Origin of the sequence: Dyadobacter sp. 676 (assembly GCF_040448675.1) — a bacterium.
Classification (GTDB): Bacteria; Bacteroidota; Bacteroidia; order Cytophagales; family Spirosomataceae; genus Dyadobacter.
The window spans coordinates 627,623-645,179 of the sequence record NZ_CP159289.1 but is presented as its reverse complement, the minus strand read 5'-3'; the positions used below and the strand labels follow the sequence as shown (position 1 = coordinate 645,179).

General features: G+C 51.3%; 15 protein-coding genes. 10 read left to right on the top strand and 5 right to left on the bottom strand.

The features are described from left to right. Nucleotides 1-43: 43 nt before the first annotated feature. The 3 genes from ABV298_RS03020 to ABV298_RS03010 all read right to left on the bottom strand — a co-directional run bounded on the left by ABV298_RS03020 (nt 44) and on the right by ABV298_RS03010 (nt 4,467). Nucleotides 44-367 carry a nucleotidyltransferase domain-containing protein gene (locus ABV298_RS03020; protein WP_353720719.1) on the bottom strand — a complete coding sequence of 108 codons (324 nt, stop codon included), beginning with the start codon at nt 365-367 and terminating at the stop codon, nt 44-46. 241 nt (nt 368-608) lie between these two features. Beyond that, nucleotides 609-2,183: an RNA-binding domain-containing protein gene (locus tag ABV298_RS03015; protein WP_353723131.1), complete on the bottom strand. Its 1,575-nt coding sequence runs from the start codon at nt 2,181-2,183 to the stop codon at nt 609-611. A 931-nt stretch (nt 2,184-3,114) separates the two neighbouring features. Next, nucleotides 3,115-4,467 carry an alpha-L-fucosidase gene (locus ABV298_RS03010; RefSeq protein WP_353720718.1) on the bottom strand — a complete coding sequence of 451 codons (1,353 nt, stop codon included), beginning with the start codon at nt 4,465-4,467 and terminating at the stop codon, nt 3,115-3,117. Nucleotides 4,468-4,670: 203 nt separating this feature from the next. Between ABV298_RS03010 and ABV298_RS03005 the strand changes: the two genes are divergently transcribed. The 8 genes from ABV298_RS03005 (at nt 4,671) to ABV298_RS02970 (ending at nt 14,033) form a co-directional block, all read left to right on the top strand. Then, nucleotides 4,671-4,865, top strand: coding sequence for a hypothetical protein (locus tag ABV298_RS03005; RefSeq protein WP_353720717.1), 195 nt, complete (start codon nt 4,671-4,673; stop codon nt 4,863-4,865). Further along, the gene (locus ABV298_RS03000; protein ID WP_353720716.1) at nt 4,865-5,476 is read left to right on the top strand and encodes a 2'-5' RNA ligase family protein; all 612 of its coding nucleotides are present in this window, start codon (nt 4,865-4,867) and stop codon (nt 5,474-5,476) included. Before ABV298_RS03005 ends, ABV298_RS03000 begins: the two co-directional genes overlap by 1 nt. Nucleotides 5,477-5,512: 36 nt before the next feature. Then, nucleotides 5,513-6,136, top strand: coding sequence for a hypothetical protein (locus ABV298_RS02995; protein ID WP_353720715.1), 624 nt, complete (start codon nt 5,513-5,515; stop codon nt 6,134-6,136). Between the two features lie 121 nt (nt 6,137-6,257). Next, nucleotides 6,258-6,839, top strand: a complete 582-nt coding sequence (locus ABV298_RS02990; protein WP_353720714.1) for a sigma-70 family RNA polymerase sigma factor — start codon at nt 6,258-6,260, stop codon at nt 6,837-6,839. Between the two features lie 74 nt (nt 6,840-6,913). Continuing rightward, nucleotides 6,914-7,981: a FecR family protein gene (locus ABV298_RS02985; protein ID WP_353720713.1), complete on the top strand. Its 1,068-nt coding sequence runs from the start codon at nt 6,914-6,916 to the stop codon at nt 7,979-7,981. 195 nt (nt 7,982-8,176) lie between these two features. Beyond that, entirely contained in the window at nt 8,177-11,611 is a 3,435-nt protein-coding gene (locus ABV298_RS02980) for a TonB-dependent receptor (protein WP_353720712.1), read from the top strand. A 35-nt stretch (nt 11,612-11,646) separates the two neighbouring features. Continuing rightward, a complete protein-coding gene (locus tag ABV298_RS02975; protein ID WP_353720711.1) occupies nt 11,647-13,260 on the top strand; it encodes a RagB/SusD family nutrient uptake outer membrane protein in 1,614 nt (537 codons plus the stop codon). 89 nt (nt 13,261-13,349) lie between these two features. Beyond that, nucleotides 13,350-14,033: a hypothetical protein gene (locus ABV298_RS02970; RefSeq protein WP_353720710.1), complete on the top strand. Its 684-nt coding sequence runs from the start codon at nt 13,350-13,352 to the stop codon at nt 14,031-14,033. Between the two features lie 110 nt (nt 14,034-14,143). On the opposite strand, the gene ABV298_RS02965 is transcribed toward ABV298_RS02970, so the two are convergent. After that, nucleotides 14,144-14,881, bottom strand: a complete 738-nt coding sequence (locus tag ABV298_RS02965) for a DNA-formamidopyrimidine glycosylase family protein (RefSeq protein WP_353720709.1) — start codon at nt 14,879-14,881, stop codon at nt 14,144-14,146. A 150-nt stretch (nt 14,882-15,031) separates the two neighbouring features. Here ABV298_RS02965 and ABV298_RS02960 point away from each other — a divergent pair, with 150 nt between their 5' ends. Continuing rightward, nucleotides 15,032-15,241, top strand: a complete 210-nt coding sequence (locus tag ABV298_RS02960; RefSeq protein ID WP_353720708.1) for a hypothetical protein — start codon at nt 15,032-15,034, stop codon at nt 15,239-15,241. A 66-nt stretch (nt 15,242-15,307) separates the two neighbouring features. Next, nucleotides 15,308-16,456 (top strand): AI-2E family transporter, encoded by a 1,149-nt coding sequence (locus ABV298_RS02955; RefSeq protein ID WP_353720707.1) that lies wholly within the window; start codon nt 15,308-15,310, stop codon nt 16,454-16,456. A 58-nt stretch (nt 16,457-16,514) separates the two neighbouring features. On the opposite strand, the gene ABV298_RS02950 is transcribed toward ABV298_RS02955, so the two are convergent. Further along, entirely contained in the window at nt 16,515-17,522 is a 1,008-nt protein-coding gene (locus ABV298_RS02950; RefSeq protein ID WP_353720706.1) for a ScyD/ScyE family protein, read from the bottom strand. Nucleotides 17,523-17,557 lie beyond the last annotated feature (35 nt).

The window sequence follows — 17,557 nt, the reverse complement described above, 5'->3', positions numbered from 1 at the left end:
GCGAAGTATCTCATAGCAACCGCAGAAACGAGCTTCTGGAAATTCAGATCTTTATGTTCCAGACCTCCGCCAAAGTGTCCCTGAACAGTGTATTTAACGCATCCGTGTCGGGCATCGTCATGGCGGGAAGTTGCTTTGCATATTCTTTGTAAAGCGCGAGTTTCTCCGTCAGGAAATCGTGCAGCAGCGGAATGCGTGGCCCCCTGGCGAGTTCTTCGCCCCCGGATTTGCGGACCAGCAGGTTGTCGATTTCGCGTCGCACGGCCTTGTCCTTTACCTGGCTGTCGAGCAGTTTGATAAACTCCGTAGGCGCCATCGTGTCCGCTGTGCATATCCAGTCGCACGCGAGGATGGGGCCGCAGCACATACTAATCGCTATTCACCGAAGCAAATCCCCAAGCCGGCTCCCGCTCTCCACGGCGGACGATTCGAATGTTGTGCAGGGTTTCGAGGCGAGTGAGTTGTTGCTGGATTTTTGGGGCGCATTGGGTTCAAGTGTTAAAGATAATGTGGCTAATATACCGGCTTTTGTGGTTAGTCCCTTATTTGCTCCATCATTTACACCCTCATTTGCTCCATCACTTACTCACTCACTTCTTCATTACCAGTTAATCACCTTCGGCAAGCCTGTTCTCGAAGTATTCAGTTGTTTGATATCCCCCGGTTTTAGACGATCCGACGAATCTCAAAATGTTGAGCGCTTTCGCATTTTTGATGTAGCGTTCGACGGTTGCCCTAGACTTTTGAATTTTCAATGCTATATCCTGCGCCTTTTGCCCCTCTTTTTCCACTATGGTAAATACAACCTGAATTAGGCCGATTCTGTTTGTATTTGTTTGCTCGACAAGCTCTTTGCCGCTTATTCCACTTTCTATCAATCGATCAACAGTTTCGATTAACAGAGATGGTATTACCTTTCCGTTACAGATTATCGCATTATTTAAACTACCATTTACAGAGGCATTTGACGGGGCATTTAACAGCCCATTTTCGACACCAGTTGGGAATGCGTTCACGCTACCGTCTGATGATCCTTCGTCTCCTCCCTCAGACTTGTTTGTCGGAATGGGAATTTTGATTCGAAATGTAACACCCTCCATAAATTCTGGCTTGCGTCTTCCGACATACGGTTTTGTGAATCGTGTGACGTTCAGTACGCCAGATCCAAGTTCGTCTACCCTACCAAGTTGAATGAAGAACTTAGCGATCACGGGATTTTTCGGGAACGGTGCAAAGCGTTCGGGGTTAATCATTCCTTCACCGTGAGGATTGTTTGCATTCTCAGTTTCGACATGACTTTTGCCAATTACAAATGTACAAGGACGAGCATTTGTGTACTCCCTATGCACGATAATGTTAGCAACCACTTCGCGGAAAATGGCGGTTCGAAGACTGATTCGTTGATCTCTTTGAAGAAAGAATTTATCCGGAAGGTGTTTCTCGACAAAGTTCATAAGTTGTTCATACGCCTCAACCAAATTTGTCTGAATATATATTCTGTCATCATAGCGGTTTAAGTCATGAATTCTAACAAGAGCATCAATTTTATAGTGAGGCAGAATTTGTGTGATAACCTCATCCTTTCCCAGTAGCAGGGCAGCTGCAAGGGTATATCCTTCTTGACCGTTAAGGAAGTCTCGCCGCCAGAGTCCTGCGGTTTCGAGGAACTGCCGGTCGTCTAGTGCGAGCCATGGGTGGTCAGGATTATTGCTGCGGATCAGATTTCTGATTTTAGGAAACAACGCCGCGTTGAAATCTTCAAATCGAAGCAACGGGTAAACCGTGTTTTCAGTGTAGTGTGTCCGTTTGCGATTGAAGATTTCAGCGATTTGCGGTGCTTCGCTTACCCTGAAGTCTCCGTCGCCGCTCCTGTTGAAAATGATTTGAGAGGTTTTGTGAACCTGTGAGCTGGCAGGAACCTGAACATGAATAATCCATTTTTGATTTATCTCGTATTTACGTGGGAATAGAATGAAAGTCGGGCTGATTTTCGTTGAATTATTTGATAGGCTGACCAAATCCTTGATCATTTTATCTACTTGATTAGCCTCAACACCTAAAATACTGCCGAAATCGTTCGCGCCAAGTAAAATATCTCCGCCTTCACTATTTAGCATAGCACAAATTGATTCAAATATACCGTCAGGTAGTGAGGACTTTGCTTCCTTAAATTCGAGGTGCAGACCTTTTTTGTTGCAATAGCTGAAATAATCGTTCTAGTCTCATTTGTATCCCATTTATCCGAATTACCTACAATCGAACTTTACGGCTTCTGAAAATTATTTAACGGGCAAGAGAATGACCTAACGGTAAAGGAGAAAGTACGGGGACTAACTTTGGCTGGTTTCTGAATGGCCAGCGATGGATCACGAGTCCCGTGATCACTTGGTCCTTCACTTCATAATCCAACGTTTCGTAGAGCCCGCTGGATTAGCTCATAATTGCATGAAATCAAACGATCGGGGTATGACTACTTTTAAAATTATTATGTGTTGAATGAGTTGCCGCCGTTGGAAAATTGCTGTCGCCTTAACTTGCATTCCGGTAAAATTCTCCTGAATATGCGCCCTCCCAAAACAAGTAAAAACTATGAAACACATTAAAAACATTGCCCTGTTATGGTGTGGGGCCAGCGAAAGCACCCCGAGTGTGATTTACTTACACTGGGACACCTGAAGACAGGGCATTTTCTTATCCCAAAACAAGTAAGTTATGAATCAACAAACACATCTCGAATCCCCGGATTCGACCACGCTCGCCTATGCCGAGCACGTAAAGACGTTATTAAGCATGAACGCCCCGCAGAATGGGTCGAAGACCTCTGGACGATCTACACCGATTGTATGATCGCGCAGGGAGAGCTAGGCCACAACCCGAAGGCTAGCGACTTGTTTTGCACGTTCCGCGAGCTGGTCTTCTTCTTTCAGAAGCTCGATGATTGAATGACCGAATGAGTGAATGGGCCGTGGAAGGGAATGAGTGAATGTTCTCCCGCAGGATTTCAAATTTCAATAACCAACGTTCCTCTTACTTTTTACGCAAAGACTAAAACTCAAAAAAAAAATGGAGACCACCCAGGCAGCCTCCATTCCAATGCATTAACAACGCAAAACACTATTGCGCCCCGTCAATCCCCGATTTCGAAGTCTTCTTCTCCTCCTGAACCCTGAACTTCGCATTGGATATCTTCAAAACCACTGCATTAGGCCACGTACGGTTCGTGTAAAACCGCTGACCGTTCACGGCGCTCACAGCCAGGCCGAGCGGAGTAGGGGCGTGGCGGATCGAGGCGTCGAAATTGTTGACGTATTCCACCAGCTCGCTGCCGTAACCGAGGACTTCGACTTTGGTCGAAGCATTGCCTTCGATCATCGGGAAGAGGAACTCCCGGCGTTGGCCGTATTTCCATTCGTCGTCGCGCTTCTTGGTGATGAAGGCGTAAATGGCTTTTTCGTCGTTGGATTGCGTGAACCAGATGTCTTTGTCGCGGATGACGGGCAATGGCTTTACGGCGTATATGGCCTCCCCGTTCGCGAAGTTCCAGAGGGCAATTTCACGCAGGAGCGCCTCCTGCTCGATCTGGATTTCGCCGTTCGGTTTCGGGCCGACGTTCAGCAGGAAGTTGCCGCCCTTGGCGCGGATCTCGATGAGCATGTTGATGATCTCCGTGCCCGATTTGTGCGGGTCGTTGGTGGGTTTGTATTGCCAGTCGGTGCCCATGGTGTAGCAGGCTTCCCACGGGCGCGGCGACGCTTTGTCGGGGATGTTTTGCTCGGGGGTGTTCATGGCGTCGCGCGTGATCACGAGATCGGGTTGCAGGCTCCACGCGTACTCGCGCAGCCCATCGCCGGGACCGTCGAAGAACATGATGTCGATTTTACCGTAATTGGTGAGAAGTTCCCTGATCTGCGCCTTGTCGTACTCCATTAGCCTGGGGTTGTTCGTCGGGAACTGGCGCTTGTCCTGCAAGCGGCCGAGCGGGATGCCGTTCTGGTGGAAAAACAGGAAGTCTTCCGGCGAAAAATACAGTCCAATGGCGATGCCCTGCTTGCGGAATGCCTCAATGATCTCCTTCGTCACATCCCGTTTGAAGGGGGTGTTCATGACGTTGAAGGCCGTCGTTTTCGTGTCGAACATGCAGAAGCCTGCATGGTGCTTGGTCGTGAAAACGACATATTTCATTCCTGCAAGCCGCGCCAGCGTGGCCCATTCGTCGGGGTCGAACTTTTTGGGGTTAAAGAATGTGGGCAATTCCCTGATGTACCGGCTCACGTAATCGTCCGATGCCCCAGCGAGCGAATGGCTGATCACCGTCCCGAGCGAGACATCCACGTTCCAGTGAATGAACATCCCGAAACCCAGGTCCTGAAACCATCTGACACGGTCGGGTTTGTTGGTCGTTTGCTGGGCGTGGGTGGCGGTGGCGAGACCGAGGAATAGGAGGAAAGTTAAAATTCGTGAGCGCATTGTTTGGTTCATTGTTTAGCCAAAGACGATTTTAGAGCGGGATGATACTCCTTTCAGGATAATTAAGAGCGTAGCGACGAAAGTGAAGAGGAAGGATATATTCGCGAAATGAATTTATATTTTAGCAAAATGAATTTATATTTTCAGCATTCAAGGCTGAGAATACGGTAAAAAGGCGATATTTTACATATAATTTACTACGTATGGCCCGAAAAATCGCGATGGTAGGAAGGCAGTTCGACATGAAGGCGGTCGATCAAGCCGAAGATGATTTGGACTACTGGTTAAGTAAAACGCCGCAGGAACGGATTGCTGCGGTTACCTTTCTGGTCTATCAAACATTGAAGCCGTTTCAGCGGATGGATAAGACGGTGTTTACTCAAAAGAATATAAAATAATGCAGCTAGCATCTTCGCGCCTTTGCTCGTATTCCCTCGCCATCATGCCTCCGCCGCCCATCGACGAGGATGTCCGTGGCTTCAAGCAAGGCTATCGCGACGCCATCGGCAAATCCTACGGCAGCGCCAACGCCGATGGCCACATTTCCCTCGACGGTTTCGACGCCGCTGAGACAGATTACCCTTTGATTCTGGCAGAGTACACAAGGTTAATCACTCCTTTAACGCCTTTTCAGCTCAATTTCTCCGGCTTTGCCGACTTCGACCGCGCCAACTTCTCGGCGTTCTACATTAAGCCCACCGAAGAATCGTCCAACGCCATCCGCGAGCGCACCCAGGCGATCATGAAGGCTTTCGATAAGAAATTCAAAAAGCAATACATGCAAAAATGGGCCGATGAGTCGAAGAACCCGCATATGTCCATCGGGCGCAGGCTTACGCGCGAGTGGATCGCGCTGGCTTATACGCTGTTTACCGACTACGAAGCGGGGTTTCTATGCGACTCGTTCGCGATCCGGAAATACAATGAAAAAAGGAGGCAGTACGATGTGATCGATACGATTCCTTTGCTGGGAAGACCTGCGGCAGGTGAGCAGACCAGTTTGTTTTAGCCGATATTGCTTATGCCGACGTTTATCAGGTAATCGATGTTCGAACGTTACGCCTCCAACGAATTCTACGGCGATCTTCTCTCGCACCGTTTGCTTTTCGCCAAGCGGCAGTGGGAGAAAATTGCATATTATACTATATCAGTAGTGTCTGTCGTCGTTTCGCTGGCGCTCTTTGCGAGGAGGGAGGAGATGAACAGCTACATTAGCCAGTTCGAAAATGCATTAGTGCAGTGGCTATTTCGAGAGGGGCAGGGACGAACTTTATTCATCGGTTTCGCCGCGCTGATTTTCCTGCTGAATATCGGTCCGACGCTGTTGTATTACATCCGGAAGTATTGGCTTTACCGCAAATCGTCGATGAGCTTGCAGGCATATTTGAATGTACACTATAAAGAATCCATCAGGTTACCCCGCGCGCAGAACGCGATCCGATCGCCCAGGGCATTTTATGTTTATGTGGGACATCCGGTGACTGGAAAAGTATTGCCGGTGGAGGTTTCAGAGGATTGGTATTTGCAGCTGGAAGCAGGCAATAAGGTTCATGCACGCTATCATCCCGGCAGCGATAATGTCGTGTTTTTGATTAGGAATAGCAATCTGGCAATCACCAGCATCTCACAGCCCGTTCGCCTGTTGTGCTTATACGACCATAATAACTAGCAGTTTGTGATCATCCCGGCTAAAATTTGGAAAAAGTGTCGGTGAACGTTGTCAGGTGGACCACAGGATTCTTCGTCTATGCGTGTTAACCGATAACTGCGTAATCAAACTTTTGGGAAACTTGGACAGGACGACGGACGACAGCGCGCTTTGGCTGGCTTACCGTAATGGCGATAATGAGGCGTTGGGTCTGATCGCTGAGCGTTACTATGGCGCGTTGCGACGGTATGGGATGAAGTTTCTCGTCGGTGAAAGCATTGTCGATGACTGCATCCAGGACGTTTTCCTCGATCTCTGGCAGCACCGGGAGCGGATCAGCCAAACGCCGTCGGTCAAGTTTTACCTCTTCAAAGCCGTCAGGCACGCTATTCTCGGACATATGCGGTATCACCAGCGGTTCGCCGGCGAGGAATCGCTGGATTGGGATACTTCATTGCCCGAGCAATTCAACGCCGAATCGCTGCTGATCGAGCAAGAGACGTTGAATGGCCTCGTGGCGCAGATGCACCTGCAAATGGCGGCGCTGCCCAGGCGCGAGCGAGAGGCGCTGTTCCTGCGCTATTACGAAAACATGAGCGTGGCGGACATTTCCGGTCTGATGGGCGTCAACCGGCAGTCGGTCTCCAATTTCCTCCAAAAAGGCATTACCCGCATCCGCGCCAGGTGGTTTGTCACGATGGTACTAAACCTATTCTTTTTTTAATTTTTTTTCCTGATCCGAGGGTATATCGTTCCCGGTCATTCATAATATCATAGAAATCATTTGAAGAATGAAGAATGGGCACCCTGGATCACGATTTGAACACTCCGGAAGATTTTCTTCAGAATGAATTTTTCCGCAACTGGGTAAAGTACCGGCCGCCTGAAAGCCGGGAATTTTGGGAGGATTTGCTGAACCGTTATCCCGAAAAACGACCGGCCTACGAGAAAGCCGTGGCAATGCTGCTGGTATTGTACGGCCGCGATGCCGTGCAGGCGGACGACACCACCGAAGCGGCGGGCAGGCTGCGGGAATTACTACGCACGGAGGCCGGCAGGAACGGGCCATTGCCGCTGTGGCGCTGGGCACGATGGGCCGCCGCCGCGGTGCTGCTGATCGGGCTGGGCTTCTGGTGGAGCAAGACGTGGCGCCCGGCGAGCACGAGGAGCGCGGGTATGAATGCTTCCGGGCAGGACGGCTGGGTAATCCGCGAAAACCGATCACAGCCCATACTGTTGGTGAATTTGCCCGACGGCTCGTCGGTACTGCTGAGCAGAGGCAGCACCATTCGTTTCGGCAAGGAAATGAATGGTGCCGAGCGTAATGTGTACCTCGACGGCGAGGGGTTTTTCGAGGTAGTCAAAAATCCTTCAAAACCCTTTCTCGTCCACGCCGACAAGCTGACGACCCGGGTTTTGGGTACGAGTTTCCGCGTGAAGTCGTTTCCGGGCCGGGCCGAGGCGGAAGTGGTCGTCAAAACCGGCAAAGTGGCCGTTTTAACGGACGATGACCAGCTTGAAAAGCCGCTCACGCTTTATCCCAACCAGCGGGTCAGCCTCATCCGTGGGAATGGCAGGCTGATCCGCTCGATTACCGGTCCCGCGCGCGCCGAGGCCACTACGGCGATAGAGACGGAGCCGTTCGACTTCCGGTTTATGCCGGTATCGGAGGCATTCAAAACGTTGGAAACGCATTATGCGGTGAAAATCCGTTTCGACGGGGAGAAAATGAGCCGCTGCACCGTCACGGCATCGCTCAAAGACGAACCGTTTCTGGAAAAGATCCGGCTGATATGCCTGGCTACCGAGGCTTCGTTCACGCTGAATGGCGACGAAGTCACGATCTCCGGAACGGGCTGTCCTTAGCGGGGGGGCGCCTAGTCGGGGACGCCTAGTCGGGGGCGCCCGGTACTTCGCGAAATTGTCACTTAACCATTTGCCTATGTAAAAAAACGCTGCACCGTGCACACTGTGCATGATTTTGGACGCGCCGCCAGGTACGAAGCTCTGGCGAAACAATGCTTTTTCTAAACTTTAACCCATCATGAAATTCCTTAACCAATGAAATCGAACTCGACAGGTTCCAAACAATCCCTGCGCAGTTTACTGGGTATCCAGATGCTGCTCACGTTGCTGTTCATGCAATTCAGCTGGGCCGGAAACGGTGCAGCCCAGGAAATGCTCAACCAGCGCATTTCGATCTCGGTAGAAAACGAACGCATCGAATCGGTGATTTCAAGACTCGAAAAATCGGCGAATGTCAGCTTTCTATATAGCCGGGAAATTATTCAATCGCAACGAAAGATCAGTTTCGAGGCTGAGAACAAAACGTTGTCGTCGGTGCTCGACGGTATTTTGCAGCCACTCGGATTGAAATATGAGGTATCGGGCAACAAGATCATCCTCAAACGGCAAAAGAACACCTCCGAAGTACACCCTGACGCGTCGGCCGAACCTGTGGAAACCCGGGCCGCGGAGATCGATATCTCGGGGACCGTGACCGACAACGCGGGAGCGGGCCTGCCGGGCGTGAGCATTCTCGTGAAAGGTACCCAGACGGGCACCACCACCGATGCGGACGGCAAATATAAACTTTCCGTCTCGGACAATAACGCAGTGCTCATTTTCAGCTTTGTAGGGTATGTTTCGCAAGAAATAACGGTGGGGAGCAAAACGGTGATCGATGTGCAACTGCTGACGGACGACCGTGCATTGGAGGAAGTCGTGGTCGTCGGCTACGGCACGCAGAAAAAGGCCAATCTCACCGGTGCGGTATCGACCATCGATTCGAAAGCCATTGAAAACCGCCCCACCAGTAACCTGGCTACGGGTATGCAGGGCGTAACGCCCGGGCTGGTGGTGACCCGGCAGACCGGTCAGCCGGGCCGTGAAAATATCAATATCCAGATCCGCGGCGCGACTTCGGCCAACGGCAACGTGAACCCGCTCGTACTGCTCGACGGCGTTAGTGTGCCCATCAGCACGATGCAAACCATGAACCCGAACGACGTCGAGAACATCAGCGTACTGAAAGACGCGGCAGCGGCAGCCATTTACGGTGCGCAGGCCGCGGGCGGGGTTATTTTGATTACTACCAAAAAAGGGAAAACCGGTAAGGTTACGTTTGACTACACGGGTCAGCAGGGGATCGACTGGTCGCTGAATGTACCGAAACGGATGTCGTTGCTGGACGAGGCGCTGTTCTCGAATCTGGCCCGCGCCAATTCGGGCAGCGCTCCGGAATATACCGACGAGGAAATCCAGCGTATCCGCGACGGCGTTCCTTATGTGGTTAACCCGGCCGATACTTCTTCCTATTTGTATTACAATCAGGAACCGATAGCCGACCAGATCCTGCGTAAGTACACCTCCATGAGCACGCATAACCTGACTGCCCGCGGCGGAACGGAAAAGCTCAACTTCCTGCTTTCGGGAGGCTATTACAACAAACAGGGCGTTTTCAAGGTAGGCCCCGACAGTTACGACCGGTACAATGTGAGGCTGAACCTGGGTTCGCAACTGACGAAGCACCTGACGCTCGACAGCCGTTTGTCCTACACCAACGATAAGGCCAGGACTGCGTCGACGGAGGTGAATGGCAGCGGGTTGATTTACCAGGTTTACCGTTTCCGTACCAGAAATCCGTTTTTCACGCCGGAGGGCCGTTATAATACCGCCAACAACACGTATGCCATCCTCGAATCGGGCGGTTATAATGAAAACCGTAGAAATTACTTCGATGGGGTGTTTACGCTGACGGCCGCCAATTTTATCAAAGGTTTGCAAATCCGCGCCATTGCCGGAACGCAGTACCGCCGCGGCGACCGCGAGCAGTTTAACCGTACTGTGCCCCTTTGGAGCAAATCGAAGGTGGCCGGGTATGTGAACCAGATCAATTCGTTCGCCATTACCGACGACGTGACCAAGAATACCAACTTGCAGGCATTGGTCAATTATGACTTTACGGTGGGTAAGGACCATAATTTCGGTCTTTTCGCAGGTTACCAGTGGGAAGACTTCCGGACCGACACGTTGTTTACCGCCGCCACCAACCTCGTGAGCAACGATTTGCCTACATTGAACCTGGGCGACGACAAGACGAAAAGCAACCGGCAGATAATCGCGACGTATGCGTTCCAGTCGGTTTTTGGAAGATTTAATTACAACTACAAAAATAAATACCTTATCGAAGCCACCATTCGGTTGGACGAGAGCTCGAAACTGGCACCGGGTTACAGGAGAAAGGTCTTCCCGGCGGTGTCGGCAGGGTGGAACCTGCATCAGGAAAACTGGTTTGCCACCCCGCTGCCGTTTTTCTCTGAGTTCAAGCTGCGCGGGTCGTGGGGACGCCTCGGGGGCGCATTGGGTACCAACATCGGTTATTATGATTATGTGAGCCAACTTACTCGCGGGAACAACCTTGTGTTGGGCGATTCGCGCACCTCCTACATTTACCAGGGCTCTATTCCGTCGGAGGCGCTTTCGTGGGAAACCATCGAAACGACCAACGGTGGCATCGATATCGGTTTGCTGCAAAACCGTTTGCAATTCAGCGGCGATTACTATGTGAAGTTCAACCGCAACATGCTCACTCCGCAGCAGTTACCAGGAGTGATCGGCGTAGGCACGCCACGGAAGAACAACGGCGAACTGAAATCGTGGGGATGGGAAACCGAGCTGCGCTTCCGCGACAAGATCGGCAAGGATTTCAACTATTCCGTGGCCATTAATTTTTCCGATAATAATAATAAGCTCATCAATTTCTCGGGACGGACGGTTGTCGGACCCGGGAAAAACGACCTGATCGAGGGATATGCGCTGAATACGATCTGGGGCTATCAGACAGCCGGCTATTTCAACTCTGCCGACGAGGTAAAAGAATGGGCATTCCAGGATAACCGCACAGGGCCCGGCGATGTGAAATACATCGACCGTAATGGCGACAAGCGTCTTTCGATAGGCAAAGGAACCGTTGCAGACCATGGAGACCTCGTATTGCTCGGTACTACCGCGCCGCGTTACCTGTTCGGCGTGAACCTCGGCGCCAGCTGGAAGGGTTTCGACTTCACGGCATTCTTTCAGGGGGTAGGCAAGCGCAGTTACCGCTCAACGGCCGAATCGGTTGCCCCGCTACTGGTAACGTGGAAACAGGCTATGGGCATCCACAGTGATTACTGGACGCCCGAGCATACCGACGCGCTGTTCCCCAGACCATACACCGGCGGTACTCACAACTACCTGCCTTCCGACAAATGGACGCTGGATGCAAGCTATGTACGCCTGAAAAACATCCAGTTCGGATACACGATCCCCTCGCGCATTACCGAGCGCATAAAGATGTCGCGTGCACGCGTGTTTTTCTCCGGCCAGGATATCCTGACTTTCTCGGGATTGGGCAAGTTCCAGGGTTATTTCGACCCGGAAACACGTGATGGCGTGGAAAATGATTATCCATTCTTCGCCACCGCTTCGCTGGGTATTAACGTGTCGTTTTAAAACTCTGACTGATCATGGCTTTTAAGAAAATACCAATGAAAATAACCATTCAAAAAGCATTCATAGGCCTGTCGCTGCTGGCCGGTCTGGCGTCGTGCGACGTGAACCGTCTGCCGGAAACCAACATCAGCGACGACGCCTTCTGGACGTCCGAATCGGACATCAAGGCAGCTAACAATTATCTGTATACGTTCCTGCCGGGTTTTAACAATGACGACGTGTGGTCGGACGATGCATTCGGGCTTTCGGCCAATATGATCAGCGACGGGTCGAGGCTGGCTCCTGCAACGGCTTCGGCTGACTATAACACGCCGTACAACCTGATTCGTGCTTCGAATAATATTCTCGAAAAAGCGCCACGTGCCGCTGTAACACCGGCTGTGCTGGACCGTTATCTGGCGGAAGCCCGTTTCTTCCGAGCATGGGGCTATTTTAGTCTGGTACAGAAATACGGCAGCGTGCCGCTGATCCTGAAAACGCTGGATGAGAGTAGCCCGGAGCTCCGCCAGCCGGCCGCTCCGCGCGAAACCATCGTAGATCATATTTATTCCGATCTCGATTTCGCGATTGCGAATCTTCCCACTATTACCACACTGGGCACCACAGACTACGGACGTATTTCCAGGACTGCCGCGCAGGCGTTCAAAGCGCGTGTGGCATTGTTCGAAGGCACATTTGCGAAATTTCATTCCAAAGGCGATGCAACCAAGCATCTAACCCTTGCGCTGGCTGCCAGCAAAGCGGTGATCGACAGTAAGGAGCACGCGTTGTTTGCCAGCTATTTCGATCTTTTCCAGCTGGCAGGAGAGGGGCGCCAGAACAAGGAGAATGTCATCGTAAAACAGTACGGCGTGTCCAACACCGAACGGGTGCTCACGCATTCCTACTATCGCGGATCGCTGGAAAACGGTAATGTGAACCCTACAAAATCGCTCGCCGACTCGTATTTAATGAAGGACGGTCTACCCATTACGAAGTCGCCGCTGTGGGTAATGCCGGATTCGTCGCACAAGGTTTTCAGGAACCGCGACGCCCGTATGAGCGCGACGTTCATGAAGCGCGGGGACGCGATGATGACTACCAAGCCGATATTTGATATTGCGAACCTGGTTTTCAATAAAACAGGCTACATGTTCCGCAAATTCGCCAACATCGACGACTGGAACACACAGGCATCGACCATCGATCGCCCGTTGCTGCGCTACGCCGAGGTGCTGCTGATTTTCGCCGAGGCAACTTACGAGCTGAACAATGCCATTACCGACGCGGAGCTGGATATGTCGGTCAACCTGCTCCGTGAACGTGGCCAGATCGCCAGGCTGACGAATGCGTTTGCGAAAGCCAACGGCCTGGATATGCGGGAGGAAATCCGTCGGGAGCGTCGTGTAGAGCTCGCCCAGGAGGGTTTCCGTTACTGGGACATCATCCGTTGGAAAACCGCTGAAACAGAGTTGGTAAAACCGGTGCTTGGTAATTTTTACTTCAAAAATGAATTCGCCGCAGCGACTGTCAACCTCACTCCCGACAACATCATTCTCGTGCAAGCCGCCAGCTTCCGCAAATTCGACCCCGCGAAAGACTACCTCTGGCCCCTGCCAATTAACGAAATCGCACTGAACCCGGAACTGGATCAGAACCCGGGGTGGTAGGATGGAGGGATTAGCCCCCTTTAAAATTTCGCATCGGTTACAACCGATTGGCCGTTGGGAATGTCCCTTTTTTATAAACCACTAAACCTATGCAAACCAGATTTATCGCATTCCTGTTTTCGGCAGCGCTCTTCACGGCGTGCCAATCCGAAACCGCCGAACCCCTTGTTACCGGTCCCGAGCCTATGCCATACCATATTGAAAGGGACAGTATCGAAACCGGCAGCTATCTCGATATCGCGATCGGCGACGAGGCTGCGGCTGTCTATCCTAAAATTCAGGCGCTCCAAGCCCCTAAGGGTGTTTCGGCACTGCATGTTGTAAGTAACATATTCTCCGATCTCAGCCCGCTTCGTGAAAGCATTCCGCTGTACGAATACATTCTCCTCGACGAGAACCAGGGCACCGACACGGGTGTGCAGATCACTGTCAAGGACGGAAAAGTGAAGGCGATTTATCTGAATAGCGGCAAAAAGCTCGACCAATGGCCGGAAAAACAAAAAGCGGCTTCGTCCGTCCGTACAGGTGACGACGTGGCGGCGCTTTATGGAAAACTCGCCAACATCCGCGACATGAAAAATTATTCATCGAAATTCCAGCGTATCTTTCTGATGACCAAAAACCTGTCTACGACCTATGATCCGGCGATGGGACGGTCGCCGCAATGGTATTTCGGCTATGCGACAGGGCAGGACGCGATGGATCAGATCCAGGTGCATTTCCGGGCCGGGAAGGTAGCGAAGATCCGGATTGACCATTACTCGAAATATTGATATTTAAGAGGTGTCGATTATTTAATTGAAGCCAAAAAAGCGGACGATCCTACGTCCGCTTTTTTTGGCTTCATCAGGTAGGGAATCATGCATACTTTGGCCAGTCGTTGTTACGCATATTTCCGCTGGCAATTTTCGCAAAAATAGCTGCGCCGCTTGGTACGCCCGAGATATTCCTTGTGAAACGGAATGTCACATCGCGGACAAATTTTCCTGGTATGTGCCAGCCAATGCCTTTTTAAAGTCCCTTCCTTCTTCCATTTCAGAAAATCAAAAGCATAATTCCGTGTCTCCCGGACTATTTCCTTCAATTTGGTATCGGGGATTTCGCCAGCAACGCTCAGCGGGTGAATGCGGCAGCGGAAGAGCACCTCGTTTTTGATGATATTTCCACTGCCCGCGAAAATGTCCTGGTCGAGCAGCGCGTCGCAGATGAGCACTTTCGGCTTTGCTTTCAACTTTTTGAATGCGGCTGCCGGCTTCCAGGTTTCGGACATGATATCGGCCGACCAGTCGTACAGCTCGTCGGCCGGGGCCTCGATAAGCTGGATGGACGTAGTGTAAAAATTCAATACGTGTTCGTCGAATAGCAGGCTCAGGTGCGGGGGAGCTTTTTTCCGGTCGTCGATATAATAGGAGCCGAAGAGCAGGAAATGGATCCGGACCGTAAAATTTTCAAAGCAGATCAGGAAATGTTTTCCCCAGGATTTGAAACCGGTTACTTTCCGGTTGGTCAACCGGCCGATATCGATGCGTGCGGTGCCTTCGGCATGCCGCACGGTTTTCCCGCTCAGGTGCAGTGCTTCAACAGTCTCTCTCAAAATGACAATGGACGGTCCTTCGGGCATAATCGTTTTTTTTGATCGCTCGTTCTAAAAATGTGCCAGGGGGAGGGCGGAAATGAGAAAAGCGAGGAAGGGAAGGATGCGACATTCCCCCCCTTTCCCCTCCATCTGGCATCATTCTTGATGGGAATTTGAAAATCAAATACCACAACTATGCGCAATTTCATGATTACCATTGCCTCCACATCGGAGGAGAATATCCTGACTTTTGAACGCCACATCATCGAATCGGAAACGTATCCGAGCCGGTCGTATATCACGAACGTTGTGAACCGCGGGGGCCCTGAGCAACCCCGGGGCGAGGTGATTTCGATCGTCGAATTGTCCGATCAGGATGTTAAGGAATATGAGGGCGTCGAGTAATTCGCACCCCGGTCATCCGGTATCCCGCGTTGTTAAACCCTTACTTTTCATTTCTGATACCTTGCCATGGGACTGTTTTTCAAAAGTCGCAAACGCGAAGCGGGACCGCTCATGGAGCGCGATGGTTTCCCCTTCTACATCAAAGCCCCGATGGTCCTCATCGGGCTTTACCTGTTCTTTTATATCCTCAATCTGTTGCAGGAGATCATCGTCCCGTTTGCATTCGCCGGATTGATTTCGGTATTGCTCAACCCGATTTACAATCGTTTTCAGAAATGGAAATTCAACAAAATCCTCGCTATCGTGCTGACGATCTTCATCGCCATTCTGATAGTAGGCGGGATCATGTTTTTTCTTTCGTCGCAAATCGTCCAGTTCGGCGACATGATTCCGCAGCTGGAAAAGAAAACGATAAAATTGCTCGGTAACCTGCAAGCATGGCTGTCGTCGACCTTTGGTATTTCCACGGAAAAGCAAATGAGCATGCTCGACGACGCAATTAACAACAGCCGGGCGTACGTAGGTAAAACCGTGAACACGCTTTTTGGCATCATCAGTTATTTCGTACTGATACCGCTTTATATCTTTCTGTTGCTATTTTATAAGCCGTTGATCCTCAATTTTATATTTGAGGTTTTTGATGAGAATAATTCCGAACAGGTTGCCGAGATTTTACAGGAAACCAAAGGCGCCGTGCAAAGTTATATTGTGGGGTTGATGATCGAAACTTCCATTATCGCCGCATTGAACTCGATTGCATTGCTTATTCTGGGGGTACCGTATGCGCTGTTGCTGGGTGTCATCGGCGCCATTCTGAATTTAATTCCCTACATCGGCGGCATCATCGCCATCGCATTGCCGGTACTTATTTCATTCATTACCAAGGACGGATATACCACTCCGTTACTGATCATCGGCGCCTATACGGTGATCCAGTTTCTGGACAATAACATCATTGTTCCGAGGGTAGTATCCTCAAAGGTTTCCGTGAATGCGTTGATTTCCATTCTCGTGGTGTTGCTTGGCGGCACTTTGTGGGGAGTGAGCGGAATGTTTTTGTCGATCCCGTTCGTGGCGGTACTGAAAATCATTTTCGATCGCATCGACGAACTGAAACCATGGGGCAAACTGCTCGGCGATACCATGCCCGACGATCCTCCTGCACAGGTCGTGAACCCGCGCGAAGCAGAGGACAAGGAGCGGACATTATTCTAAAAAAACAGGCAGATATTCGCCGGAATATCTGCCTGTTTCACATCGATTGTCAATTAAATCAGTAACTCAGTTTCTGGATCGTGCCGTCGAAATAGCTTAGGACATAGAATGTCCGGTCGCCGCTACGCTTGATGTCGGTAGGCATATTGAGGCCGCTCAGCAGCGTCATACCGTCTTCGTTGAGGATCGAGCCCGTGCCGGGAACGAATCCGACCGGAGGGCCGGGAGGCGGCGCGAAATTGGCGAAGTGAAGCACGAGCGGCTTGTTATTGGCCGTCAATGTGAGGTGGGTGAGGGTGGTAAAGCCTGTTTTATAAGGACTAACTTGTCCCGCCGGCGTCACCTGGAAGATGCTGGCGGCACCTGGTGCGAACGGAAAGCCCGTGAGCGTGCTCAGCAGGAATTTACTGCCGTCGAAAACGATGCCTGTCGGGACCGCGTCGGTGGTTGGGGCAGGTCCGGGGATCTTGGCGAATACCGAAAGCATTTTGGTATCCTTGTCCCGTTTGATGATCGCATTCGCGCCGGCATCAGCGATATACAAATGGCCATCCGGACCTTTGGTCAGGCTGTACGGGTTGGAATTAAGAGGATTAGTGAGGTTTTGTGTCAGCACGAAATCGGCGATATTTTCCGTTGGAACCAGATTTTTGGCCAGCGGTGGGTCGCCGGCGTCGAAATTCGATACGTCGACGATGTACAACAAGCCCTCAACGCCGTGGAGCACATACAGCGTGCCGTTTTCGTAATACATGTGGCTGATGCCCTCGGGTCCTCCTTCCGGGCTCGAACTGGATTTGAAACCACTCAGGACGGTGGTCTTGACGCCGCCCGGCGTGATCATAACAACGGCGCCGTCGTTATTGCCGGTTCCGGCCTCGGATACCCAGAGCTGGCCTTTTTCGTCGACTACCAGTCCAATCGGAAAATGCAGGCCGCCGGTGAAACCGGAAACCGAGAATTGCGTCGGTTCAGGGATAGGTTCTACGTGGTCGGTACAAGCCACCATCAGCGCGGTGGCTGCCAGCACGGCAAAGGCGAGGAATGAGAGGAAATACTTTTTCATACTGGTTGAGTTGGTTTAAAATGGAAAAGATCGGA